Source organism: Arthrobacter stackebrandtii (assembly GCF_017876675.1).
GTDB lineage: Bacteria > Actinomycetota > Actinomycetes > Actinomycetales > Micrococcaceae > Specibacter > Specibacter stackebrandtii.
This window is the reverse complement of the sequence record NZ_JAGIOI010000001.1, coordinates 1,015,905-1,040,941: the sequence shown is the minus strand read 5'-3', so window position 1 is coordinate 1,040,941 and position 25,037 is coordinate 1,015,905. Positions and strand designations below refer to the sequence as shown.

Annotated in this window: 19 protein-coding genes and 1 tRNA gene; 7 read left to right on the top strand and 13 right to left on the bottom strand. The window is 64.7% G+C overall.

The features are described from left to right. Positions 1–154: 154 nt before the first annotated feature. From JOF48_RS04285 to JOF48_RS04265, 6 genes are all read right to left on the bottom strand, one after another. Positions 155–1,105, bottom strand: a complete 951-nt coding sequence (locus JOF48_RS04285) for an ISL3 family transposase (protein WP_245346745.1) — start codon at positions 1,103–1,105, stop codon at positions 155–157. Beyond that, positions 990–1,454, bottom strand: coding sequence for a transposase family protein (locus JOF48_RS19535; protein WP_245346394.1), 465 nt, complete (start codon positions 1,452–1,454; stop codon positions 990–992). Before JOF48_RS19535 ends, JOF48_RS04285 begins: the two co-directional genes overlap by 116 nt. A gap of 150 nt (positions 1,455–1,604) precedes the next feature. Continuing rightward, positions 1,605–2,759: an IS1249 family transposase gene (locus JOF48_RS04280; RefSeq protein ID WP_209677619.1), complete on the bottom strand. Its 1,155-nt coding sequence runs from the start codon at positions 2,757–2,759 to the stop codon at positions 1,605–1,607. Positions 2,760–3,400: 641 nt separating this feature from the next. Further along, positions 3,401–3,628 (bottom strand): DUF2283 domain-containing protein, encoded by a 228-nt coding sequence (locus tag JOF48_RS04275; protein ID WP_209677610.1) that lies wholly within the window; start codon positions 3,626–3,628, stop codon positions 3,401–3,403. A 230-nt stretch (positions 3,629–3,858) separates the two neighbouring features. Next, positions 3,859–4,902, bottom strand: coding sequence for a LacI family DNA-binding transcriptional regulator (locus JOF48_RS04270; RefSeq protein WP_209677608.1), 1,044 nt, complete (start codon positions 4,900–4,902; stop codon positions 3,859–3,861). A 12-nt stretch (positions 4,903–4,914) separates the two neighbouring features. Then, a complete protein-coding gene (locus JOF48_RS04265; RefSeq protein ID WP_209684120.1) occupies positions 4,915–6,672 on the bottom strand; it encodes a glycoside hydrolase family 13 protein in 1,758 nt (585 codons plus the stop codon). 342 nt (positions 6,673–7,014) lie between these two features. Here JOF48_RS04265 and JOF48_RS04260 point away from each other — a divergent pair, with 342 nt between their 5' ends. From JOF48_RS04260 to JOF48_RS04240, 5 genes are all read left to right on the top strand, one after another. Beyond that, positions 7,015–8,310 (top strand): sugar ABC transporter substrate-binding protein, encoded by a 1,296-nt coding sequence (locus JOF48_RS04260; protein ID WP_209677606.1) that lies wholly within the window; start codon positions 7,015–7,017, stop codon positions 8,308–8,310. Positions 8,311–8,401: 91 nt separating this feature from the next. After that, positions 8,402–10,039, top strand: coding sequence for an ABC transporter permease subunit (locus tag JOF48_RS04255; RefSeq protein WP_425353706.1), 1,638 nt, complete (start codon positions 8,402–8,404; stop codon positions 10,037–10,039). Next, the gene (locus JOF48_RS04250) at positions 10,036–10,950 is read left to right on the top strand and encodes a sugar ABC transporter permease (RefSeq protein ID WP_209677604.1); all 915 of its coding nucleotides are present in this window, start codon (positions 10,036–10,038) and stop codon (positions 10,948–10,950) included. The genes JOF48_RS04255 and JOF48_RS04250 overlap by 4 nt, the downstream gene beginning before the upstream one ends. Before the next feature lie 2 nt (positions 10,951–10,952). Next, a complete protein-coding gene (locus tag JOF48_RS04245; RefSeq protein WP_209677602.1) occupies positions 10,953–12,860 on the top strand; it encodes an alpha-amylase family glycosyl hydrolase in 1,908 nt (635 codons plus the stop codon). Between the two features lie 336 nt (positions 12,861–13,196). Continuing rightward, positions 13,197–14,591 (top strand): FAD-binding oxidoreductase, encoded by a 1,395-nt coding sequence (locus JOF48_RS04240; RefSeq protein WP_209677601.1) that lies wholly within the window; start codon positions 13,197–13,199, stop codon positions 14,589–14,591. Positions 14,592–14,833: 242 nt separating this feature from the next. On the opposite strand, the gene JOF48_RS04235 is transcribed toward JOF48_RS04240, so the two are convergent. The 5 genes from JOF48_RS04235 to JOF48_RS04215 form a co-directional block, all read right to left on the bottom strand. Then, positions 14,834–16,201, bottom strand: coding sequence for a DUF4032 domain-containing protein (locus tag JOF48_RS04235; RefSeq protein WP_209677599.1), 1,368 nt, complete (start codon positions 16,199–16,201; stop codon positions 14,834–14,836). A gap of 453 nt (positions 16,202–16,654) precedes the next feature. Further along, the gene (locus JOF48_RS04230; protein WP_209677597.1) at positions 16,655–17,755 is read right to left on the bottom strand and encodes an ABC transporter ATP-binding protein; all 1,101 of its coding nucleotides are present in this window, start codon (positions 17,753–17,755) and stop codon (positions 16,655–16,657) included. A gap of 177 nt (positions 17,756–17,932) precedes the next feature. Beyond that, the gene (locus JOF48_RS04225; protein ID WP_209677595.1) at positions 17,933–19,159 is read right to left on the bottom strand and encodes an amidohydrolase family protein; all 1,227 of its coding nucleotides are present in this window, start codon (positions 19,157–19,159) and stop codon (positions 17,933–17,935) included. A 203-nt stretch (positions 19,160–19,362) separates the two neighbouring features. Then, entirely contained in the window at positions 19,363–20,142 is a 780-nt protein-coding gene (otsB, locus tag JOF48_RS04220; RefSeq protein WP_209677593.1) for a trehalose-phosphatase, read from the bottom strand. Then, positions 20,139–21,590, bottom strand: coding sequence for an alpha,alpha-trehalose-phosphate synthase (UDP-forming) (locus JOF48_RS04215; protein ID WP_342591149.1), 1,452 nt, complete (start codon positions 21,588–21,590; stop codon positions 20,139–20,141). The genes otsB and JOF48_RS04215 overlap by 4 nt, the downstream gene beginning before the upstream one ends. A gap of 184 nt (positions 21,591–21,774) precedes the next feature. On the opposite strand from JOF48_RS04215, the gene JOF48_RS04210 reads away from it, so the two are divergent. Together JOF48_RS04210 and JOF48_RS04205 are read left to right on the top strand one after the other, a co-directional pair. Then, positions 21,775–22,674: a DsbA family protein gene (locus tag JOF48_RS04210; protein ID WP_209677589.1), complete on the top strand. Its 900-nt coding sequence runs from the start codon at positions 21,775–21,777 to the stop codon at positions 22,672–22,674. A gap of 132 nt (positions 22,675–22,806) precedes the next feature. Beyond that, positions 22,807–22,880: transfer RNA gene (locus JOF48_RS04205), tRNA-Thr, on the top strand. Between the two features lie 178 nt (positions 22,881–23,058). Here JOF48_RS04205 and JOF48_RS04200 read toward each other — a convergent pair. Both JOF48_RS04200 and JOF48_RS04195 read right to left on the bottom strand, forming a co-directional pair. Continuing rightward, positions 23,059–24,210, bottom strand: coding sequence for a tyrosine-type recombinase/integrase (locus tag JOF48_RS04200; RefSeq protein WP_209677587.1), 1,152 nt, complete (start codon positions 24,208–24,210; stop codon positions 23,059–23,061). 120 nt (positions 24,211–24,330) lie between these two features. Beyond that, complete coding sequence (locus JOF48_RS04195) at positions 24,331–24,546, bottom strand: helix-turn-helix domain-containing protein (protein WP_209677585.1); 216 nt, start codon at positions 24,544–24,546, stop codon at positions 24,331–24,333. Positions 24,547–25,037 lie beyond the last annotated feature (491 nt).

Here is a 25,037-nt window from a genome sequence, read left to right as displayed (position 1 = left end):
AAAAACCAAACCACACCACCACCACACCACCGGTACCACCACGGCCGCCTCACCAAGCGGCCACCCGCACTCAACACCCACACCCCGGCCGCCCCACCAGACGGCCACACCCCTTTAACCGGCTCTCCGTGGTTCGTGGTGAATTCCATTGTTGTCATGGATGATTCACCGCTGTTCGGGCGGCGCTCCTGAGCATAATACGTGTTGTGTAGTTGGCGCTATTGACGAAGCCACGGCCGGTCCTCTTGATGTGTTTGATGCTGGTGTTGTTGGCTTCGACTTTTCCTGTGGTGGCGCCGGTGACGATGAGGACCTCGATCTCTTTCCACCAACGGCAAATGGTCCGCCAGAGCCTGGTCGTTTCTGGCTGATTGGATTCCTTGACGAGGCGTTCGAGTTCTTCCTTGGCCAGCTCGGCATCCTCCAAGGAGCCGGTGCGCAGCAGCATTCGCACTTGCTCTTTCACGTCCCAGGCAGCCTTGAGTTTCCTCGTCGGGTCATCGGTCGCGAAGACTGTCTCTAGCTTCGCCCGTGCTCGATCTGAGAGTGTGTCGCTGGCCCGCAGGAGCAGCATCCGGTGCGCCCAGGCTGGATCCACGGCCCGGCCACGGCGACCACGTACCTGATGAGAAAGTTGCTGCCTGACTTCTGTCAGTGCCTGATTCGCTAGCTGGATCAGATGGAAATGATCCACTGAGACGGCGGTGCGGGGCAGCCACATCCGCAATGCTTTTCGGAAGGCTGCTGAGGGATCAATAGCAACAACTTGCACGCCGAGCCGCCACTCCAGGGGCCGCTTGATGAGCCACGCACCGACCCCGGTGTGGTCTCGCCCGTCAACAACACCCAGTATCTGCCCGGTATCCAGGTCAACGATCGTCGTCATCCACGGCTCAATGCGCTTCCAGAGACTCGTTTCCGGGTCTTTGAAGAAGCGCACGGACCGGAAACGGTGTTCATCAATACCGAGCATGCGTGGCCGTAAGAGATCAACGTTGGGCAGTTTCGTTGCCGCCAAGGTCAAGGCTTTTTGCACCAACCACCACGAGACCCCATGGGCGATGGCTGTTTCTGTCGCTGCCCGCCCGGAAAGAGACCACCGCATCAACGAGTGCGCCATGGAGCCGGCTCGTGGTGCGTGACCTGGCCGGGATCTCGAGCGTGGATTCAGAGAAGGTTCTGCGGGGACATGATGATTCGTCGCAGAACAATCGCCGCTTGGCCCACACGACTTCCACCGGACCAGCCACCGGGATATCGCGAACGCGTTGCTGCCGGCCGGAATGGCGCCGGGTGCCGATGACACCGCAGCTAGGGCATCCGGAATCGACGGTGCTTTCAATATGGATTCTGCGTTGGCCGAAACTCAACGTCTCGGCTCCCAGAACGCGGTAATCGTGAAGATTGAAGATCGTGGTGGCAGCATCAGCGTGCGGCAAAGTAAGCTCGTTCAAGGCTCGTAGTCCTGTCATCGATGAATGCGTCAGAACATCCATCACAACGCAGGCTACGAGCCACCTCCGTTCAGTGACACGAAACCAGAATTCACCACGAACCACGGAGAGCCGGGTTAGCGGCCAGAATGTGTGTATGGCCCGGGCGTGTCATCGGCTTCTTCCGCCCCATCCTTGTTGGATTCCGTTCCCGTCTTCGGGGCTGAAGGCTGTGTCGTAGAGGGCTGGCCCGATGGGCTCTTCGATGGTTTTGCTTTGTTTTCTTTGGGGCTGCCAGTGGCTGGGTTTCACGAACGTCCAGGGGTCTTTCGGAGACTCGCTGTGGAGGTAGAGGTACCAGTCAACGGCTCGTTTGGCGTGGTCGTCGGTGAGACCACGGTGATCGCGTAGAAGGTGCTTGAGACCGGCATTGATTCCGCCTTCCAAGGGGCTGGTGGTGCGGTCGATCTTGTGCTCGTTGGTGGCGGCGGTGAGCCAAGTGAACAGGTGCCCATTTTTCAATACCGTGGCCAGTGTTCCGCGGGCCCGACGCAGGCGTAGATGTGTAAACCACCATTGCTGGTTCGTGCCGATATGGGAGGGCCTCTCGCCGTTCTTCTTCGCGTAGGTTCGGGTCTTCAAGAAGGACTCCCAGCGTGCTTCCCAGGAAGCGAATTCCCCGGCCCAGACAGCGGCTTGGTCAAGGTCTTGGATCGGTGTCAGGGCCTTGGCTAGTGCCAGTAATTCCTTGCCGGCATCGAGGTTTGGGCGCATCGTGAGGTGTGTTCGAATGTTCTGCTGGATATGAAAAAGACACCGTTGCACCTTCGTCTCTGGCCAGTGCTCGCGCAGCGCACTTTCCAGGCCTTTGTGCCCGTCAACGATCGCGACCGCAGGTGCCGGGATTTGTTGCAGCAGGGCAGACCAGGACGCATTCTTTTCTCTGTCGCACCACTGCCAGGCGATGACGTGGTTGCCGGTGTAGGCGACCAGCACGCACCAGTCGTTGAAGTACGTTCCGTCAAGCATGATCTGGGGGTGTATTTCGCCGCTCACGACGGCTGTAGGGGACACCGTCCAGCACCAGGCACTCTGACGCCTAAAGGTGCGTGCGGAGCCTGCATGGGCTTCCTGACGGTCCTTGCCGGTGATCCAGGACAGGAACGCTGTGAACTCTGCTTTCTTGCTGACATCGACACGTGACTGGGTGATGGAAGCACCACAGGACTTGCACCGCCACCTAGTTCTTCCCGCGCTGGTCTTGCCATTCTTTACGAGCTTCTTAGTACATACACCACACCTGGGGTGATTCTTGGGAACTGTCACCGTACATGCTTTCAAAGCATGTACAGGGCCCTGCATCCCATATGATTACTGGCCAAAAGCCACTTTTCATACACACATTCTGGCCGCTAACCCCCAAAACCACACGGCCGCCCCACCAGGCGGCCACACCCACTTAACACCCACACCCCGGCCGCCCCACCAGGCGGCCACCCGCACTTAACACCCACACCCCGGCCGCCCCACCAGGCGGCCACACCCACTTAAACCACCACGGCCGCCCCACCAGGCGGCCACCCGCATTTCATCACCCACACACCACCACCGGCACCGTGCCGGCCATCGCCCCGGGGAGGCACCAGCCTTCGCATGCGCCGCATGAGCCCCCGTTCGGGGAGCGCCCGCCGCGTGCGCGGAGAAGGATCCTGCCACCATGTTGGTGTTGGTGTTGGTGTTGGGTGCGGGCGTGCCGTCCGCCGAGGGGTCCGGTCGTCGGGCTCGTGCCGGGTGCAGGCTGGGGGCCGGCCGGCGGGTTGGTGAACGGCGCCAGGCACCAGGGCTTTTGCGCTCCGGCCACGGCGTGGCCCCGGTCACTCCCTTGTTGCAGTAGAGCACGAAGAACTTAACAGGGTTTGTGCTCCGTGCGGTACTGCCACGAGGGCCTGAATCGCCTGAAACTGGATTTAGTCCATTTTCGTGGCGGTTGTTAGTACATCTGGGGCGAGCACCGAGGACGCGAACAGTACTTCAACGCCCAGCAGATGTCCGGCGTCATCAAAATCTAGGGTGATTTCCCCGTTTCCTCCGGGTGTTTCGATCGCGTTGAGTTGCTGTGTTGCCTGGCCGTCAGCGATGGGCCCGCCGATCCTGATGTAGGCTGCGTCTGCCTGAGAGTCGTAGGTAATTTCCATGGCTCTATCCCTTGATGACGGTGATGATGTTCCCGGTCTTGTTGTCCACGATAACGCGGACCCGGCTGGTGTCTTTGCTTTGGGCAAAGACTGACGTTCCCTTCCTGCCGTAGCCGCGTCCGCCAGGGACGGGAGGCGGGCCCACAAAACAGAACGGCGGCACCCATGCCGGGTGCCGCCGTCGTGCGTTAAGGATGAATGCCGGAGCCTGCCCTGGTGCCCCAGGGAAGCTACGGTGCCGGGGGGACGGCGGTGCTGTGCCGGACCACGAGCCTGGTGGGGAATTCCTCGGCGTAGGGCTCGTGCTGGACGCGCTCACTGGGGGACTTCTGCTCCAGGTGGGCAAGGATGCGACGGGCGGCGTGGGCTCCCTGGCCGCGGGGGTTCTGGTCGAAGGTGGTCAGGCCGAAGACCTCGCCGAGCTCGTGGCCGTCGATGCCGATGACGGAGAGGTCTTCGGGGACGCGCAGGCCGAAGTCGTAGGCTGCCATGATGGTGCCGAAGGCCATTTCGTCGGACGCGGCGAAGATGGCCGTGGGGCGCGTTCGGCCTGTGCCGAGGAGGGACTTGGCCGTGGCGAAGGCTCCGTTCACGGTGAAGTCCGAGGTCTGCAGCCATTCCGCCGGGTAGCTGATCTTGGCTTCCTGCATGGCCACCTCGAAGCCGCTGCGGCGGGTCCGGGGTAGCTTGAAGTCGGCGTCGTATTCGTTGGCGCCGCCAATGTGGGCGATGCGTGTGTGTCCGAGCCCGATCAGGTGCTCCGTGGCCATCTTGGCGAGCTGGAAGTCGTCGACGCGGATGCTGTCGGCCCCGGGCAGGGCGCCGCCCACGCCCATGACGGGGCGGTGGATGGCCAGCAGCTGCTGGATTTCCGATTCGGTGAGCTCGAGGGAGACGGCGATGACGGCGTCGAGCCTCTTGCGCAGCAGGAAGTCCGTGAGAATGGTGGCGCGGTGGCTCTCATTCTGGCTGGTGGTGTAGAGGGTGAGGTCGTAGCCGGCCTCGATGAGTTCCGAGGAGATCCCGTCCACGAGGGAGGAAAAGAACCAGCGGTTGACGGCGGGCACAACCACACCAACGTTGTGGTTGCGCCCGGACGCCAAACTGGATGCTGCGTAGGAGAGGACAAAGCCGAGCTCGGCCGCGGCGTCCTGGGCCAGCTTGCGGCTCTTGGGGGAGACGCTGCCTTTGCCGCCGAGGGCCCGGGAGACGGTGGCGATGGACAGTCCGGAGAGTTCCGCGACGTCTTTGATGCCTGCGACTTTTTTGTCCATTGGTTCCTTCACTTATGTTGCCAGCCAGGCCGCTTCATTGGCTTCCAGGACGGCGTGCCCGCCCAGATGTGCCTGGGACCTTTGCAGGATGGTTCCTGCAGGGAGCTCCACCGGCGTGCTGCCCGTATTAAGCAGGACCACGGTGGTTCCGTTGCGGAAGGCCAGAGTGTGTCCTGTGCAATATTCTTCCATCCATTGCAGTGAACCGGTACCAAGGGCCCGCTCACGGCGGATGCGGAGGGCATTGCGGTACATGGACAGGTGCGAGGAGGGGCTGGCCGACTGCAGGTCGCGGGCGTATTCCTCCCAGCCCTCCGGCATCGGCAGCCAGGGTGCTGCGGCTGTGGCGGTGCCGTGGCTGAAGCCTGCGCCGTCCGACAGTGCGCGCCAGGGCAGGGGGATGCGGCAGCCGTCGCGGCCGATGCGTTCGCCGCCTGTGCGGGCAAAGGTGGGGTCCTGGCGGTATTCGTCGGCCAGGGTTGTGTGCTCGGGCAGGCCAAGCTCCTCCCCCTGGTACAGGTAGGCGGCTCCCGGGAGGCCAAGCATGAACAACGACGCCGCAGCGGCCCGTTGGCGCCCCAGCGCCAGGTTGGGCTGCGGGTCGGCCGGGCCAACGCCGTCCTCCTCCCGCGGTTCGCGGCCCTCATAGCCGAAGCGGCTGGCGTGCCGGACCCGGTCGTGGTTGGACAGCACCCACGTGCTGGTGGCGCCGACGCCGCCGAAGGCCTGCAGCGAGTCATCCACTACCTGCCGCAGCGCGGGGGCCTCAAAGCCCGTGACCAGGTAGGGGAAGTTGAAGGCGTGGTGCATCTGGTCGGGACGCACCCAGTTCGCCATGCGGTCCAGGGGGTCGACGTTCGCTTCCGCGCAGAGAATCCGGTCCGGGCCGTATTCGGCCAGCACCTCGCGCCAGCGGCGGTAGATGTCCGCCAGGCCGGGCTGGCCAAACATGGGTGCCTTCTCGCCGGGGAAGCCCTCAATGCTGCCGCCCCAGGCCGTGCCGCCCCAGTCGGGCAGGCCTGCTGCCTTGACCAGCGCATGGGCAACGTCCACGCGGAACCCGTCCACGCCCTTATCCAGCCAGAACCTTAGGATGCGTTCAAACTCGGCATGCACGGCGGGATTGTCCCAGTTGAAATCGGGTTGGGTGGGGTCGAACAGGTGGAGATACCACTGGCCCGGAGCACCGTGGGCATTGGTGGTTTGGGTCCAGGCAGATCCGCCAAAGTGGGACTGCCAGTTGTTGGGCGGCAGGCTGCCATCGGTTCCCAGGCCGTCCCGGAAGATGAACATGTCCCGTTCGGGGCTGCCGGCGGGGGCGGCCAGTGCCGCCTGGAAGAGAACGTGGTCGCTGGAGCAGTGGTTGGGCACGAGGTCGATGATGGTGCGCAGCCCGAGCCGGCCGGCGGTGGCCACGAGCAGGTTGAAGTCGGCCATGGTTCCGAAGAGAGGATCCACCTGGCAGTAGTCGGCGACGTCGTAGCCGCCGTCGCGCTGCGGCGACTTGAAGAAGGGGGACAGCCAGACGGCGTCCACGCCAAGATCGGCAAGCTGGCCCAATTCCGCCGTAATTCCGGCAAGGTCGCCGACGCCGTCACCGTTGGTGTCCCTGAAGGACCGCGGGTAGATCTGGTAGATCACGGAGTCGCGCGACCAATGGTGGTCCGGAGCGGCTGCGGGTGCGGGGGACTGCGCTGCGGCGGGCGCTGGATGGGAGGCCGTCTCTGGCGCAGCCGCCGGGTCGATGCGTGGGGAGGCTGCCGCAGTCATTGCGTGTGCCGTGTTGATGGAAGACATGTGTCTAAGAGTAGAGACTTGAAGTAAAAATGTAAACGTTCTCATTATTTGTCGGCCCGCAAGGGCAAATGATCGCTGAATGGCGGGGAATTCGGGTCTCAAGCCCCTGCAATTTTAACTGCGTTGCCTGCAGAGTGAAGCGCTTCCCGGCGTCTTGTGTGACTTCTTAGGTCACAATTTGGTAAATCGGACTTCAAATTGGAAACGCTTTCATGTATGTTGGTGACTACCCACCACCTGTGAGGTGGACCACCATCAGAAGTTTTTGCCCGGAACTGGCCGTCACGGCTGTGCAGGGCCCAAGAGAGGGACACAATGAAGTTGCCGAACATCAGCGCCACACCGGTTAGCCGCCGCGTATTTGCCATGGGCGCATTCTCTGCAGTGACCGCAGTTGCACTCAGCGCCTGCGGCGCCGACAACAAGCCCGCAACCAGCTCTCCGACGCCTTCGGATCTCGCTGCGGGCGGGGCCAGCACCATCACCATGTGGGTGGATGCCGAGCGTGCACCCGCACTGAAGGACATTGCCGCCAAGTTCAAGGCAGAGACCGGCATTGAAGTAAAGCTCGTCGTCAAGGACTTCTCCGCGGTCCGCGACGATTTCATTACCCAGGTTCCCACGGGCAAGGGCCCGGACCTGATTGTTGGCCCGCATGACTGGGTAGGCAAGTTTGTCCAGAACGGCGTTATCGCACCGGTGGAACTTGGCGACAAGGCCGCTGCGTTCACTGCCACGTCCATCCGGGCCATGACCTTCGACGGCGCCACCTACGGCGTGCCGTACTCAGTGGAGAACATTGCACTGCTGCGCAACAAGGCACTGCTGCCCGCCGCCGTCACCACCTTCGACGAAGTTGTGGCCGCCGGCAAGGGAGTCGTTGACGCAGGCAAGGCCCAGTACGCCTTCCTGGTTGGTCTGGACCCCAAGCAGGGAGACCCCTACCACCTGTACCCGCTGCAGACCTCGATGGGTTCGGCAGTGTTCGGCACGGATGCCCAGGGCGAGTACGACGCCAAGCAGCTGGTCATCGGCGGCCCCGAGGGCATCGCGTTTGCCAAGAAGCTCGTTGAGTGGGGCGACACCGGTTCCAAGGTGCTCAACTCCAACATCACCGGCGACATTGCCAAGGAAGAGTTCAAGAACGGCAAGAGCCCGTACTACCTGACCGGCCCGTGGAATGTCCCGGACCTGCAGGCTGCCGGCATTGACCTTGCCATCGACCCGCTGCCCACCGCGGGCGACCACAAGGCCCAGCCGTTCGTCGGAGTCAACGGCTTCTTCATCAGCGCCAAGAGCGCCAATGCCCTGGCCACCACGTCCTTCGTCACCAACTACCTGACCACGGAAGACGCCCAGGATTCCATGTTCACGACCGGTGGACGCCCGCCGGCCCTGATCGCCTCCTTCAAGAAGGCTGCCAAGGATCCCATTGTTGAAGCCTTCGGCAAGATCGGTGAAGGCGGCGTTCCCATGCCGGCCATCCCCGAAATGGATGCCGTGTGGAACGACTGGGGCGCCACCGAGCTTGATCTGATCAAGGGCAAGGCTGATCCCGCCACCGCCTGGCCCAAGATGGCCGACTCCATCAAGTCCAAGATCGGCGCCTAGGCCCCACCCAGCCTGAGTGGAAGGGGTGTGCTGCCTTGCCGGCCGCACACCCCTCCTTGATCTAGAAAAACGCTTTTATAGAGGACCCCCAGTGACGCTAGCCCCCCAAACCACCGATGACGCCGCGGTCGCGACTTCCCCTGCCCCTTCGCAGCTGAAGCGCCGCCCCCGCCAGTTCAAGGACCATGGCCCCGACTCTCTTAAGGGCATCTTGGTCAAGATTGTCCTGCTGGGACTCGTGGACGCCTTCGCCGTCTATGTCATGATGATGCTGTTCATGGCCCAGTCCTGGGTGGTGCTGGCCATCGCTGCGGCGGTGACAGTGCTGATCAACTGGATCTACCTCCGCAAGGGAGGGCTCCCCGCAAAGTACCTCGCGCCGGGAGTGTTTTTCCTGGTGGTGTTCCAGGTGTTTGTTGTGCTGTACTCCGGCTACATCGCCTTCACCAACTACGGAGACGGACACAACAGCACCAAGGAGGACGCCATCTCGGCGATCCAGATCATGGCTCAGACCCGTGTGCCGGATTCGCCCGCCTACCAAACGTCCGTCCTGGATCAGAACGGCGAACTCTTCCTGCTGTTCACCAGTCCCGAGGGCGTGGTGACCATGGGATCCGCCACCGAGCCGATGAGCACCGTCACCGACGCCGTCACGGACGGCTCCGGCAAGGCCATCTCCGTCCCCGGCTATGACACCCTGAACTTCAACCAGATCATCGCCCGGCAGGATGCGATCCTGGACATCGCGGTCCCCGTCTCCGACGACCCCGCACAGGGCAGCCTGCGGACGCCCGACGGCACCACATCCTTCGCCTTCAAGCCGAGCATGACCTACGACGCGGCGACTGACACCTTTACCGACGTTGAAACAGGGGCCACGTACACCGACAACGGGGAAGGAGCCTTTGCCGCTGCGGACGGCAGCCAGCTCTCCACAGGCTGGAAGATCAACGTGGGCTTTGACAACTTTGTCCGGGCCTTTACGGACCCCACCCTGCGGGCGCCGCTGCTCAGCGTCATGCTCTGGACGTTCACGTTCTCCATCGCCTCCGTCATCCTGACCTTTGCCCTGGGCCTGTTCCTGGCCATCACGTTCAACCGGGATGACCTGCGCGGCAAGAAGGTCTACCGCGTGCTCATGATCCTGCCATATGCGTTCCCCGCATTCCTGTCCGGCCTGGTGTGGTCCGGCATCCTCAACCCGCAGTTCGGCTGGCTCAACCAGACACTGCTGGGCGGTGCCGAGATCGGCTGGCTGACGGACCCTGTCCTGGCCAAGATCAGCGTCCTGGTGGTGAACCTGTGGCTAGGCTTCCCCTACATGTTCCTCGTGTGCACGGGCGCCCTGCAGTCGCTGCCCACTGAACTGGACGAAGCGGCCCGCGTGGACGGTGCCGGCCCGTTCCGCGTCTTCCGCTCCATCAAGCTGCCTCTGCTGCTGGTCTCCATAGCACCGCTCCTGATTGCGTCCTTCGCCTTCAACTTCAACAACTTCAACGTCATCTACATGCTGACCGGCGGCGGGCCCCGTTTCGAGGACACCACCCGCAACATCGGCTCCACGGACATCCTGATCACGCTCGTCTACAAGGTGGCGTTCGGCCAGGGCACCGGCCGCGACTACGGCCTGGCCAGCGCGCTGGCGATCATCATCTTCATCATTGTCGCCACCGTGTCAGCCATCAGCTTCAAGCAAACCAAGGCACTTGAGGAAGTGAACCGATGAGCACCATCACCGCTCCCGCGACCACCCAGACAGACCAACCCATGCACCGCCGTCGTTCCTTTGGCGCTTGGTTCAAGGACAAGGGCTGGCGCCACCTGGTGGGCGTTGTGGTCACCATCTTCGCCATCTTTCCGCTGCTGTATGTGCTCTCCGCCGCGTTGAACTCCAACGGCACGCTGGTGGGCACGGCCGGGCTGTTCACCACCATCGACTTCGGCAACTTCGTGGACCTGTTCAACAACCCCGACCGCCCGTTCGCGAAATGGTTCGTCAACACGCTGGTGATCGGTCTGGTCACCTCAGCCGCCACGGTCTTCCTCGGCGCGATGGCCGCGTACGCCTTCTCCCGCATGCGCTTCAAGGGCCGCCGCGTGGGCCTGCTCTCGCTGTTGCTGATGCAGATGTTTCCGCAGCTGCTGGCCGTCGTCGCGATCTTCCTGCTGCTCAACGGCATCTCGGATGTTGTCCCGTGGCTGGGCCTGGGCAGCCAGCTCGGCCTGATCATGGTGTACCTCGGTGGCGCGCTGGGCGTGAACACCTACCTGATGTACGGCTTCTTCAACACGGTCCCGATGTCCCTGGACGAGGCGGCCATGATCGACGGCGCCTCCCACGTGCAGATCTTCTTCGGCATCATCATGCGCCTGGTCACACCCATCCTCGCCGTCGTGGGGCTGCTGTCCTTCATCGGCATCTCCAGCGAGTTCGTGATCGCCTCCGTGGTGCTGACGGACCCCGACACCCAGACCCTCGCCGTGGGCCTGTATTCCTTCGTGGCCGAGACCCGGTCCGAAAACTGGGGCGTCTTCTCCGCCGGCGCGGTCCTGGCCGCAGTGCCTGTCATGGCGCTGTTCCTGTTCCTTCAGCGGTACATTGTCAGTGGTTTGGTCCAAGGCGGAGTAAAGGGGTAGCAATGACGGTCAATCAACCGCACCATGATGGTTCGGCACTGCATGTTGAAGGCACGACGGCGGCACTCGGCGAACGCTGCCGGCTTCGGCTGCGCGTGCCCCAGGTTTGGGGGAGCGCCTCCCGGGTCTGGGTGCGCAGCGTCCAGGACGCGGAGCCTCGCTACGACGAGGCCGTTCGTCTGGATGCTGCGGAAGGCACACAAGGCGCCGGTGCAGCGGATGGCGGCAGCGGCGTCGGGCGCGCAGGCAGTGCTGACGGCTGGGTGTGGTGGGAGGCCTCCATGCTGCAGGTCAACCCGGTGGCCCTGTACCGCTTTGTCATCGAGGTCCCCGGCAGCGACGGCCCCGTCTACTGGCACCTGAACAACCAGGGCCTGCACAACCGCGACACCTCCGACTACCACGACTTCCGCCGCACCACGGCGATTGCGGCACCTGACTGGTCCCGCGACGCCGTCCTCTACCAGGTGTTCCCCGACCGTTTCGCCCGTTCCGCGGCGGCCGGGGAGCACCCGAGCCCTGAATGGGCCGTGCCCTGCGACTGGGACACCCCGGTGCAGGGCCGCGGCCCGGACACCGCCACCCAGTTCTACGGCGGCGACCTCGACGGTGTGACGGAAAAACTGGACGAACTGCAGGCACTGGGTGCGGACATCGTGTACCTGACCCCGTTCTTTGCAGCCCGCTCCAACCACCGCTACGACGCGTCCACCTTTGACGAGGTGGATCCGCTCCTGGGCGGCGACGCGGCGCTGGTCCGCCTCGTTGAGGCAGCCCACGCCCGCGGCATGAAGGTGATGGGCGACCTCACCTCAAACCACACGGGCGACGCCCACGAATGGTTCAAGCGGGCCCAGGCCGACCCGGACTCAGTTGAGGCCGGCTACTACTACTTCAACGAAGACCACACGGACTATGAATCGTGGTGGGGCATCAAGTCCCTGCCGAAGCTGAACTGGGCTTCGGAGGCGCTGCGCGAGGCCTTCGTCACCGGCGAGGACTCTGTCGTGGCCCGCTGGCTCAAGCCTCCATTCAACCTGGACGGCTGGCGGATCGACGTGGGGAACATGACCGGACGCCTCGGCGCCCAGGACCTCAACAAGGAGGTCGCCGACCTCATCCAGAAACGCATCCTGGAGATCAATCCGGACGCGCTGGTCCTTGGCGAACAGACCTCGGATGCCGGGCCTGACGTTGACGGCTTCGGCTGGCAGGGTGCCATGACGTACTCCAACTTCACCCGACCCATCTGGCAGTGGCTGGGCGACCCGAAGGCGTCGGTCGACTTTTTTGGCACACCCATGTCGGGACCGCCCAAGGTGGCGGCCGACGTCGTGCTGGCAACGCACCGCGACCTCTCCAGCGCCTTCAGCTGGCCGGTCCGCAGCGCCACCATGAACGCGCTGAACACGCACGACACGGCCCGCGCGGCGTCGGTAATGATCCCCGGCGGGCCGGTGGTGGCGGCGGCGCTGTCCATGCTGCTGCCCGGCATTGCCGTGGTTTTTGCCGGCGACGAGTTTGGCCTGGAGGGCTGGAACGGCGAGGCGTCGCGCACGCCCATGCCATGGGACGAGCCGGACCGCGTGGTCACCGACCTGCGGGAGCCCTACACTGCGCTGGCTGCGCTGAGGCACGGGAGCCCGGCGACGCGCGGCGGCATGCGCTGGCTGCTGGCCGACGGCGACGTGCTGGCGTTTGTGCGCGAGTCGGCGGCGGAGTCGCTGCTGGTGGTGGCCGTGCGGGCGCCCGCCACGGTGCAGCTGGCCGAGCTGGGGCTGGCGGCCGGTGCGCTGGGCGAGCCTGCGTTCAGCGTGGGCTCCGTTGCGGGCACGGCGTCGGAGCTCACCCTGGGCGGTCCCGGGGCCTATGTGTGGCGGCTGCCCGGGCTGGAGGCGCCGGCGTGGTGATTTTCTCCCGCTAGATTCCCGGCCCGCGCCCGCCGGCACCCGCCGGCGGCGCCCGCCGGCCCGCTCGCCGGTGCCCGCCGGCGCCCCTCTCCGATTCTCCTTCTCCCCGTCTCCGCGTTCTCTTCGACCTGTTCCCTCCTCTCCGACGCTGTCGCAGCAATGGTTGCTTTTTCCCCGACGCCAGCGCAGCAATGGCGGGTTGTGAAAAAACGCCGGCGGACCGTTGTTTCCGGTTGCCGCCTCGGGGCGCGGCCGCGTGCCCGCGCATGGGTGCCCGGCTGCCGGCCACCATAGACTGGAAGCTGCAATCGAGGACGTGGGAAGGGCTTGCAGGACATGGCTGAACAGGAAATCGGGCCGGGCGGGGAATTTCTGGCGGAGTTGCGGGCGGTGCTGCGCGTGGACCAGGTCAGCGTTGACGGCGGTGACCTGCAGACGTTCGCCATTGACCAGGGGCCGGTGACTGACTTCCAGCTGCCCCTGGCCGTGGTGTGGGCGGAGTCGGTGGAGCAGGTCCAGTCCGTGGTGCGTGCCGCGGCCTCCCACAAAGTTTCCCTCGTGACGCGGGGTGCCGGCACCGGCGTCTCCGGCGGCGCCCATGCCACCGCCGGTTGCGTAGTGCTTAATTTAACACGCATGAACCATATCCTGGAGATCAACCCTGCCGACGAGATCGCGCGGGTGGAACCGGGAGTCATCAACGGCGACCTCAACACCGCCATTGCAGCGCACGGGTTGATGTTTGCGCCGGATCCGGCCAGCTACAAGATCTCCACGATCGGCGGAAACATCGCCACAAACGCCGGCGGGCTGCGCTGCGCCAAGTACGGGGTGACCCGAGATGCCGTGCTGTCGCTGGACGTGGTCATGGCAGACGGATCGCTCATCACCACGGGGCACCGCACATTCAAGGGTGTCGCCGGCTACGACTTGACCAGCCTGTTTGTGGGTTCGGAGGGGACGCTGGGCATCGTAGTCGGGGCAACCGTGCGGCTGAAATACCTGCCCACCATTGTCCGGACGCTCGCCGTATTCTTCCCCTCGGTGCAGCAGGCCGCCGCCGGCGTGCTGGCGCTGGGCGCCGCCCGCGTGCAGCCGTGCATCCTGGAGCTCATGGACGGCCAGGCCCTGGAGGAACTCGACTTCCGCAACGGCAGCAACCTCTCCCAACGGGGCACCGCGCTACTTTTGATCCAGTTCGACGGGCTGGCGGCAGAAGCGGAAGAGGCGGTGGCCGCCGTCGAACTTGAAAAACTGGGCGGCACCGTCAGCCGGGAAGACCCGGAGGAGGCACGGCGGCTGGTGGATCTGCGGCGCAACAACCGAGGGCTGGACGTGGACGCGGAGAACCGGGTGGGGGAGGACGTGGCGGTGCCGCGCTCGCAGCTGGTGCATTACATTACGGCGCTGGGCGAGATGGCGGTGCGGCACGGGGTGGACCTGCAGGTGATCGCGCATGCCGGCGACGGCAACCTGCACCCCACGTTCTCGGTGCCCACGTTTGAGCCGGCCGGGATTGCAGCGTTGAATGCGGCGCTGGACGAGTCGGTGGCCAAGGCGCTGGAGCTGGGGGGCACGATTACGGGCGAGCACGGGATCGGGCAGTACAAGCTGCGGTGGCTGCCGCTGGAGCAGGCCGAGGACGTGCTGGAGCTGCAGCGGCGCATCAAGGAACTGTTCGACCCGCAGGGGATCCTCAACCCGGGCAAGGCCATCCCCGCCCGCCCCTGAACGCCCGCGCCCAAGGGCACGCGGCCGGGGCCCGACGGGACGCCGTCGCCCGATCCTACCTGTGCCATCCGGCGCCCGCAAGGGACGCTGTCGCAGCAATGGTTGATTATTCACGGACGCTGTCGCACCGCTTGGCGCAGGGTGCGACAGCGTCGACCGAAAACCGGGCATTGCTGCGACGGCGTCGAGGGAAAAGCGGCCAATGGTGCGACAGCATCGGGAAAGAGGGGCCGGCGGCGGGGTCAGTCTTCGAAGGCGGCGTCGGGGAGGACCCCGCCCTCGAGCATCTTGATCGTCTCGGTGTCGGTGCTGAGCATGATGGCATCCTCGTCGCGGCGGTAGCGCAGGATGTTGTCCACGTAGGACTGGACGGCCTCGGCCAGGGGCACATTGCGTTCCTCGTCCTTGGACTTGTACCAGCGGTGCTCGAGGACCTCGTGGACCACTTCGGCCGGTTCCAGCTTGCCGCCGAGCTCGCGTGGGATGGCCCGGACGATGGGTTCGAAGATGGAGCTGACCCAGTTGTGGGCGCTGATTTCCTCATCCACGGTGGTGCCGGAGTCGGCGCGGAAGGAGTCCATGTCGTTGAGCAGGCGCCGGGCCTGGTTCTCCTGGGCGTCGATCCCCGTTAGGCGGAGCAGGCGGCGCTGGTGGTGTCCGGCGTCGACCACCTTGGGCTGGAGCTGGATGGTGGAGCCGTCGGGGGTGGTCTTGATGGCGTACTCCTCGACGTCGAAGCCGAGTTCGTTCAGGCGGCGGATGCGGGCGCCCACGCGCCAACGGTCCTCCAGCTCGAAGGACTCCTTCTCGGTCAGCTCGGCCCAGAGGCGGCGGTAGCTTTCCATGATGAGTTCGCTGGTGGCGACGGGGTCCACCTTGTCCTCGATGAGCCCGCCCTCGAGGAGGTCCATGAGTTCGCCGGCGATGTTGACGCGGGCGATTTCGAGGTCGTATTCGCGCTGGCCTGTGGACAGGTCCGGGTAGAGCTCGCCGGTTTCGGCATCGACGAGGTAGGCGGCGAAGGCTCCGGCATCGCGGCGGAACAAGGTGTTGGAGAGGGAGACATCGCCCCAGTAGAAGCCCACCAGGTGCAGGCGCACCAGCAGCAGGGCCTGGGCGTCGATGAGACGGGTGAGGGTGTCGCGGCGCAGCTTCTGTGAGAACAGGGCGCGGTAGGGCAGGGAGAACTTCAGGTGCCGGGTGACGAGCACGGGGTCCAGCGGTGCGCCTTCCGGCGTGGTGCGGCCGGTGATGACGGCGACCGGCTCCACGCAGGGCACGTCCAGGCGGGCGAGCTTGCGCAGCATGTGGTACTCGTGGCGGGCCACGTGCTCGGACGTTTCCTTGATGGCGATGACGGAGCCGTCCAGGTGGGCGAAGCGCACAATGTGGCGCGAGATGCCGCGGGGGAGTGCGGCAAGGTTCGCAGCCGGCCAGTCCTCGAGCCGGATGTGCCAGGGCAGGTCCAGCAGGCCGGGGTCGGCGGCTGCTGCGGTGATGTTCAGCGAGCCCAGCACGGCGGCCGGTGCTGCGGAATCGCGCGGCAGCTTGCCGATCTGGTCAAAGTCGGTGGGCTCGTGGTTCCACTTGGCGCCTGGTTGTTCAGTCATGCTTCAAATTCTCCCTTAAAAGTGGCGCTGGTGGATTGTCGGCGCGTCATGCGCACGGCAGCGTCGCAGCGGGGCGCATACCGGAGGGCGACTTCGGACATGCGCGCGTGGGGACGCCGGCGTGGCGCATGCCGGAGGCAGACTTTGGACATGCGCCGGCGAAGCCCCCTGCGCGTGCGCCACCATCATGGCTGCGCCAGCGAGGAACCCCGGCGTGCGCATGTTCAAAGTCCCGGCCCGCGGACCGGTGCAGGCGGTCCATTAGCAGGCACAAGGTGGCCTCTGGTTAGGCACAAGGCGGCCCGCGGACGGCCTGCGGCCTGCCGGCGGCCTGGCAAAACGGAAAGCCGGGCCAAACGGTAAAGCCGGGCAAAAAAGTGAAGCGCGGCTGCCTGCTGGAAAAATCCAACAGGCAGCCGCGCCTTGCAAGGTCTCGACAAGCGAGGCCGCGAATTAGTCGCGGATGACAGCCTTGTCGCCCAGACGTGCACCGGAGGTGGCGTCGAACAGGTGGACGTGGCCGGCCTGCGGGCGGACGTGGATGGTGTCGCCCTTCAGCGGTGGGCGGCGGCCGTCGACACGAACGACGATGTCGCGCTCGTTGCCGTCGATGATGGAGTGGCCGTAGACGTAAGCGTCGGCACCCAGCTCTTCAACGACGTCGGCCTCAACAGCCAGGCCTTCACCGGCGCCAACAACCTCGAGGTCCTCGGGGCGGACACCAACGGTGACCGTGTTGCCTGCGGCCTCGCCGAGAACAGCGGAGGGAACGGGGTAGATTGCGCCACCGAACTTCACGCCGCCGTCGACAACGGGCAGTTCCAGCAGGTTCATGGCGGGGGAGCCGATGAAGCCGGCAACGAACACGTTCTGCGGGGCATCGTAGAGGTTGCGGGGGGTGTCGACCTGCATGAGGAGGCCGTCCTTGAGGACTGCAACGCGGTCACCCATGGTCATGGCCTCGACCTGGTCGTGCGTCACGTATACGGTGGTGACGCCCAGGCGGCGGGTCAGGGATGCGATCTGCGTACGGGTCTGCACGCGGAGCTTGGCATCGAGGTTGGAGAGCGGCTCATCCATGAGGAAGACCTGCGGGTTACGCACAATGGCGCGGCCCATGGCAACACGCTGGCGCTGACCGCCGGAGAGTGCCTTCGGCTTGCGGTCCAGGTACGCCTCGAGGTCCAGGAGCTTTGCGGCTTCGAGGACACGCTTGGCGCGCTCTTCCTTGGAAACGCCGGCGATCTTCAGGGCGAAGCCCATGTTGTCGGCAACCGACATGTGCGGGTACAGCGCGTAGTTCTGGAAGACCATGGCGATGTCGCGGTCCTTCGGCGGAACGTCAGTGACGTCGCGGTCGCCGATGAGGATGCGGCCGGCGTTGACATCTTCCAGGCCGGCGAGCATGCGCAGCGACGTGGACTTGCCACAGCCGGAGGGGCCGACCAGAACCAGGAATTCGCCATCGGCGATGTCAATGTTGAGCTTGTCAACAGCGGGCTTGGTGGTGCCCGGGTAAATGCGGGTTGCATTGTCAAAAGTTACTGTAGCCACAGCAATAAATCCCTTCATCGGCAGGTACGTGCCGAACGATCCGTTGTGAATGGTTGTTTCTTTCACCAGGCCGCAAACCACCGAGGCAGTTTGTGAGCTGACCTATGAAGTATGACACATTTTCTGCGTGTTCCAACTCACGGGCCGCTTTCGCCCAGCATGCGGACATCGGGGCCGCTACACCAGCGCCAGCTGGTCCGCCACCACCCGCCCGCGGTGCAGCACTGTCCGGTCCGCCGGCCGGTCCATGACGGCGGCCGCAACACTGTCGCCGGGGACCAGGATGAAACTTGCGACGTCGGACACCTGGGTTCCGGGGCGGTCGGCGGCTGAGCGCAGCCTGGGCAGGGAACGGTCAAGGATGGCAGCACCGCCCATGGTGGCCACGGCGGCGGCGTGCCCAATGAGCTCGTCGGCGCGGAAGCCGTTGGCGAAGGCCAGCTGCCAGGTGCGGTCCAGCATGTCGGCGTTGCCGTACGGGGACCAGTAGTCGCGCTGGCCGTCCTCGCCCAGGCCCACCCGGACGCCGGCCTCCGCCAGCCTGGCAAGCGGGAGCTGGTGCGGGCCCGCGGGGGCGACGGTCGCCGTCGAAATGTCCAGCTCCGCCCAGGTCTCAATGAGGGATCGGGTGTGTGCCTCGCTGACGCTCCACAGCGGGTAGCCGTGGGAGATGGTGACCAGGCCCTGCATGCCCAGCGCCCGGGTGCGTTCGGCAATGAGGGAGGCACTGAAATGGCCCAGCTCGCCGGGCTCGTGCAGGTGGATGTCCACGGGGAGCTGGTACTTCTCGGCGAGGCCGAACACGATGTCCAGGTGGCGCACGGGGTCGCGGTCCAGGGAGCAGGGGTCGATCCCGCCCACCACGTCCGCCCCGGCCTTCAGCGCCTCCTCCAGCATGGCCGCGGAGCCGTCCTCCAGGAGCAGCCCGGCCTGCGGGAACGCGATGATCTGCACGTCCGCCCGCCCCCGGTGCGTCTCGCGGGCGGCGGCGACGGCCTCGAAGCGCTCCAGGCCGCAGTCCACGTCCACCTGCGCGTAACTGCGGACCCGGGTGGTGCCGCGCTCAATCATCATCCGCAGCGTGGTCTCCACCCGCTCATCGATGCAGGCCTCCGCGTGGCGCCAGTTGTTGCGGTCGTTGAGCATCATGCCCCACACGCCGGGCGCGCCCGTGTGTTCGCGGAACGGCAGGCCCAGTCGGGTGGAGTCCAGGTGCACGTGGACGTCGGAGAAGCTCGGCAGCAGCAGCCGGCCCCGCCCTTCCACCACGGTGGTCCCTTCGGCAGGCACGACGGCGGAGCCCGGCTCGTGCGCGGTGACGGCGGCGATGGTTTCGCCCGCCACGGTGACGTCGCTGGGCTCCCCGCCCCACGGCCGGACGTTGCGGATCAGGGTTGTTGGCATGGCGGGGCCTTTCGACGGCGGTGGCGTGGCGTGGTGGTGCCGGGTTCGGTCTTGGCGGCAGGAGCTGCCGCCGCGTCCGAGTTTAGCCAACAGCTGCGACCGCGTTTGGGAAAAACCGGTCATTGCTGCGACAGCGTCGGGGAAAAGCCGGCCATTGCTGCGACAGCGTCGGAAGGTGGGTGGTACGCGTTAGGTGGTGAGGGTTAGGTGGTGAGGAATGCCTGGCGGGCTTGCAGGAGGAATTCCAGGACTTCGGGGAGGTCGTCCGGGGTTTCGATCCGGTGCGGCGCCGCCGTGGTGCCCGGGCCCACCTTGATGCCGAGGTCGCCGGGCTGCAGTGCCAAAAAGGCGTGCTCGTCCGTGACGTCGTCGCCGGCAAAGAACACGGCCGTGGCGCCGCAGAACTCCCGCAGCGCCGTGAGGCTCTGGCCCTTGTCGGCCTTGATGGCCGAGATCTCCAGCACCATCTTCCCCGTGCTGATGTGCAGCCCCGGGTGGTTTCCCAGCGTCTTCAGGACATGCTCGACCGCGTTGCGTGCGTGCTCCGCCTCGGCCAGCCGGTAGTGCAGCACCACCCCGGCGGGCTTGTGCTCCGCCAGGGTGCCCGGGTTTGCCCCGACTGCCACGGCCACGCTGGTGCGGGCCTCGTCCAGCGCCGCCTGTTGGGACACGGTCAGCTCCAGGGCGGGGGAGTCCGGCCCCCACCAGCTTTCCGCCCCGTGGCTGCCGACCAAAAGTGTCGGTGCCGGCGGTGTGGCGGCCTCCCGCAAACTGGCCAGCGCGCGCCCGGAGACGAGCGCCGTCGTCGTGCCTGGCAGTTCCGTGAAGGCCTGCAGGGCCGCGGCGGAGCGGGGGAGGGGGCGGGCGTCGCCGGCGCGCGAGACGATGGGTGCCATGGTGCCGTCAAAGTCCAGGGCCAGCAGCAGCTGCGGGGTCCGGGCCAGGGCGGCGAGGGCGTCGCGGAGTTCGGGTGCCAGGGTCATACCGGCGTGGCCTGGGTGGCGAGGGTGGTGAGGAAGTCCTCGCTCCACCGCTGGACGTCGTGGGTGAGGATCTGCCGGCGCATGGCGCGCATGCGGCGGCTGGACTCGCCCGGGGCCAGGTGCACGGCGCGCATGATGGCGGCCTTGAGCCCGTCGATGTCGTGCGGGTTGACCAGGAGCGCGGACTTGAGCTGGTCGGCGGCGCCGGTGAATTCACTCAGGACCAGTGCGCCGGTGTTGTCTCCGCGGGCGGCCACGTACTCCTTCGCCACCAGGTTCATGCCGTCGCGCAGGGAGGTCACGAGCATGACGTCGGCGGCCAGGTAGAGCGCCACCATTTCCTCCACCGGGTAGCTGTGGTGGAGGTAGCGGACGGCGGTGTGCAGGATGGTGTCGAACTGGCCGTTCATGCGCCCCACCATGCCGTCCACCTCCTCGCGGAGCAGGCGGTAGCTTTCCACGCGCTCGCGGCTGGGGCTGGCCACTTGGATCATGGCGGCGTCCTCCACCGTCAGGGTGCCCTCGTTGAGGAGTTCGCCGTAGGCCTTGAGTCGGTGGGTGATGCCCTTGGTGTAGTCGAGCCGGTCCACGCCGAGCAGGATGGTGCGCGGGTTGCCCAGGTCCTCGCGGATCTGCCGGGCCCTGTTGATGATGTCGGGGCGGACCGCCAGTTCCTGGATGGTGGTGACGTCGATGGAGATGGGGAAGGCGGCGGCGCGGGAAATGTGGACCACGGAGCCCTCCTCATCCTTGATCTGCACCTGTGCGGCCTTGACGCCGGCGCCCACAAAGCGGCGGGCGGAGCGCAGGAAGTTCGCGGCGTCGCTGGGGCGCTGGAAGCCGATCAGGTCCGCGGCGAGCAGGCCGTCGATGATTTCGGCGCGCCAGGGCAGCTGGGCGAAGATCTCCGGAGGAGGGAAGGGGATGTGGTTGAAGAAGCCGATGCTCAGGTCGGGGCGCAGCGCTCGCAGGTACTGGGGGACCAGCTGCAGCTGGTAGTCCTGCACCCAGACCGTGGCACCGTGCGCAGCGGTCTTGGCGGCGGCCGCGGCGAAGCGCTTGTTGACCTTGCGGTAGGCGTCCCACCAGGTGCGGTGGAACTCCGGCGGGGCAATGACGTCGTGGTAGAGCGGCCACAGGGTGGAGTTGGAGAAGCCCTCGTAGTACAGCTCCACCTCGTCGGCGGAGAGCGCCACGGGGATCAGGTCCATGTTCTCGTGGTGGAAGGGGGCCAGTTCCTCGTCGGGGGCGCCATGCCAGCCCACCCAGGCACCCTCGCGGCTGGCCATGACCGGTGCCAGCGCGGTGACGAGCCCGCCCGGCGAACGCCGCCAGCCGTCGTCGGAATCTTCCGTTGAAACCCTGTCCACTGGCAGCCTGTTGGAGACGACAATGAAGTCTGAACTGCCGGGGTGGAGGGCCGGTTTACTGATTGTTTCTTCAGGCACGTGCAACTCCCATTGATTAGGTCTCAGGTTGCTGCCAGCTTAGCCGGTGGGGTGTAAATGCCGTCATATAAGAGGTAACGATCCGGGATGCCCAACTTTTCGGCGTTCTCCAAGGTTTCTCCCATAAGATGATCTGGAACTCGCCGGTGGACGGCTTTTTTCTTGCCCAATGACTTGAGGAATTATGAGCTCCAAGAACGAACCACGCCTGACCAAGGCAGAGCGGACCGCGCAGGCCCGCGAGACCGCGAAGAAGCTGCGCGAGGCCCAGCTGAAAAAGGAAAAGCGCAACTCCTGGCTGATCCGCGGCGGCGTCTTGGCCTCCGCGCTGGCCATTGTTGTCATCATCGCCCTGGTGGTCATCAACACGCAGAAGAACAATGAGCCCATTCCTGCCGCGGGCCCCGTCTCCAGCAACATGAACGCCTACGGCGGTGTGGCCTTCGGTGCCAACGGCGCGTTGATTCCGCCCACCACCACGGTGAAGACCGTTGACATTGCCGACGCCGGAACGCCCCCCACGGCGGCGCCCACAGCGGCGACCGGCCTGGACGAGATCGGCATCAAGGCCACGGCCAAGGGCGAGCCCGTCCAGACCGTGATCTACTTCGACTTCATGTGCCCGTTCTGCGGCGACTTTGAGAAGACCTACGGCGCCGAGCTGAAGCAGCTGGCCACGGACAAGAAGATCACGCTTGAGTACCGTGCGCTGGGCTTCCTGGACCGCTTCTCGCAGGGCACCAACTACTCCTCGCGTGCGGCTGCCGCCGCGGTCTGCGTTGCCGAGGAATCGCCGGAGAAGTACCAGGACTTCCTGGACAAGCTGTTCCAGAACCAGCCGCAGGAAAACTCCAAGGGCCTGAGCAACTCCAAGCTTGTGGGCTACGCGAAGGAGGTCGGCGCGGCCGACATCAGCTCCTGCGTGGACGCGAAGACGTACCGCCCGTACGTGAACTTCACGAGCACCCTGGCTTCCAACCACGGCATCAACAGCACCCCGTCCGTGTTCATGGACGGCGAGCAGTGGTCCTCGAAGGAGTCGTTCGACGCCTTCAAGACCCGCGTCCTGGATGCCAAGAAGTAAGGCCGACTGAGGTCTGGATCCCTAGGGAGCCGGCCCGCGAAACCGGCCCGTTGGGCGGCACTGCCGCCGGACGGGCCGGTTTTCTTTTTTGTTCCCGCTTACGGTAGCCTTGTGGAGCGCTTGATTGCGTCTGCCTCCTTAGCTCAGCTGGCCAGAGCACCGCTCTTGTAAAGCGGGGGTCATCAGTTCGAATCTGATAGGGGGCCCAAAAAGCCCGGATTTACAGGGATTTTGGAAGTGAGAATGGCCCCGAAAGGGGCCATTCGTCCTTAAAGTCTCCACAAACTCTCCAGATTGACTCTCCACTTTCGTTGTTTGCCGCTAGTTTCCGCTGTTTTTGGAGGGTCTTCATGAGGCCCATGATCCTCCAAAAGCGGTGATTTGTCAGGGTCCGGCGGTGGGACCTTGCGCCCCAGCTTTCGGGGCTGGTTGCTTCGCTGGGGGAGGCTGTCGAGACCCGTCTGTTGGCTTGAAGGCATCAATGACGGCTCTGGTGTCCAGCGCCCCGCGGCGTTCTTCAATATAGTGCTCCTGCGTCATGGACACCTTCGAATGGCCCGCCTGGTAGGCGGCGGCCTCGGGGCCTAGAGTCCTGGCAATGAGAGTCGCATTGGTCTTCCTGAACGTCTTCAGGGTCACCCAGTCATAGCCGATCGAGTCCGAAGCTTCGCGCCAGATTTTTCCAACGTTGTTCGCATCGGTCACAGTGCCGGTGGAGGACGGAAAAATCAAGCCCAGCGGGTTGGGTATCGCTGATTTTGCCTGACGGAGGCGGCGTTCACTTAGTTGCTGGACCAAGAAGTCAGGGACTGTTAACTGGCGGATGCCGTGTCTGGTCTTTGGATGGTCCTGGATTGTGACTCCGCCGTTGGTGGTCCTGATGACAGTGGTGTGGACGAAGATGGTGGGTGGTTTGGTCTCCAAATCAAGGTCTTCCCAGAGAAGTGAGAAGAGCTCTCCTGGCCGGACACCCAGGGCGACCAAGCCGTCCGCTATTTCGTGGAGTTCCTGTGAACGTGGCCTGCCGAGTGCGGGTGCTTGCTCCCACGCAATGAGTTTCTTCCGGAGATCCTGATATTGCAAGACATCCAGGGCCTGAGGCTTCTTCGTCCGTAGCCGGGGAATCGATACCCCGAGAACCGGGTTCACGACGACGGCATCGTGGCGCAGGGCAACCTTGAACATCCAGGAGAGCACGGCGCCGCAGGTTCTGGCAGTGGAAGGCCCCGAGTCCTGAACAACGGAGCGTATGAAATGGTCAACAAGACCAGAGGTTGCCTCTCCTACTCTGATCGAGCCGATCTTGGGGGAGATGTGCTTGTTCACCATATAGACGTATTTGTCCTTGGTGCGTGCAGCCCTGTCGGACGCCTCCAGGTCCACAAGAAATATCTCAATGAGGCGGTCGATCTTGTCGGTACGGGTGATCAAACCGAAGCGCGGCGTCTTGCGGTTGGCGAGCTTTTGTTGCAATGCCCGGCGGGCGGCGGCCGCGGATGGGCCCCGTGCCTCCACCCGTCGGACTTTTCCGTCCATGTCACGGTAGCGGGATTCCGCCAGCCAAGTATTGGCTGGAGACCGTTTGGTGTGGATGGTTCCCCATGCGCCGAGGGGCAGCGGTTGTCTGCTCATCGTTGAATGACCTGTTCTGTGCGGTTAGGATTCCGAACGCTGGGCGAGCCACGCATTCAGATCCTGCCGTGTGACGCGCAAGTGCCGGCCGATCCGGTATGCATGCGGTCCCACCCCTTTGGCTCGCCACTGGTAAAACGTCTGTTCCGGGATTTGCAACAGACTGCAGATCTCCTTTGGCGTCAGCCACTCATCCGTCGTTGCAGCGATCGAATCAGTTGCTACCACTTGCTCATACATTTCAGCCTCCTCCGGTTTCCTTCGTACCTGTTCATGGTGGTGCGCAGGCTAAACGACGTGATCTGTGCGGATTCTACTCATGGTTACTTGGCTGTTCTTAGACGGACATTGAGGAAGCGAAAGGCTCTGTGAGTAGCCACAGAAGCCAACGAGTTCCGTTGCGGAGCATTGGGGCAGAAGGCGTGGCTTGTGGTGTTGCACGAAGGGTGCTCCGCCTACATGCATCAAATCCTGGCCAGAAATACACTGCCATTTGAAGGTCCGCATCAGTCAGCGACGTGCTCAAAATCGACGCCCAAACCTTGGATGCCAGATGTGTGAAGGGATTTTTTGTAGCGGAAACTGCGCGGTAAGTCGGGGTGCTTTTGCCAGAGGAATTGATCGAAGTGGGATCTGGCTGCAGCGGTGGGTTGGGGGGAGATATCGGTGAACGGGTGGTGGCGCAGGGGAGTGCCGCATGAGGTTTTCATGCGGCACTGGGTCTCCAGCTG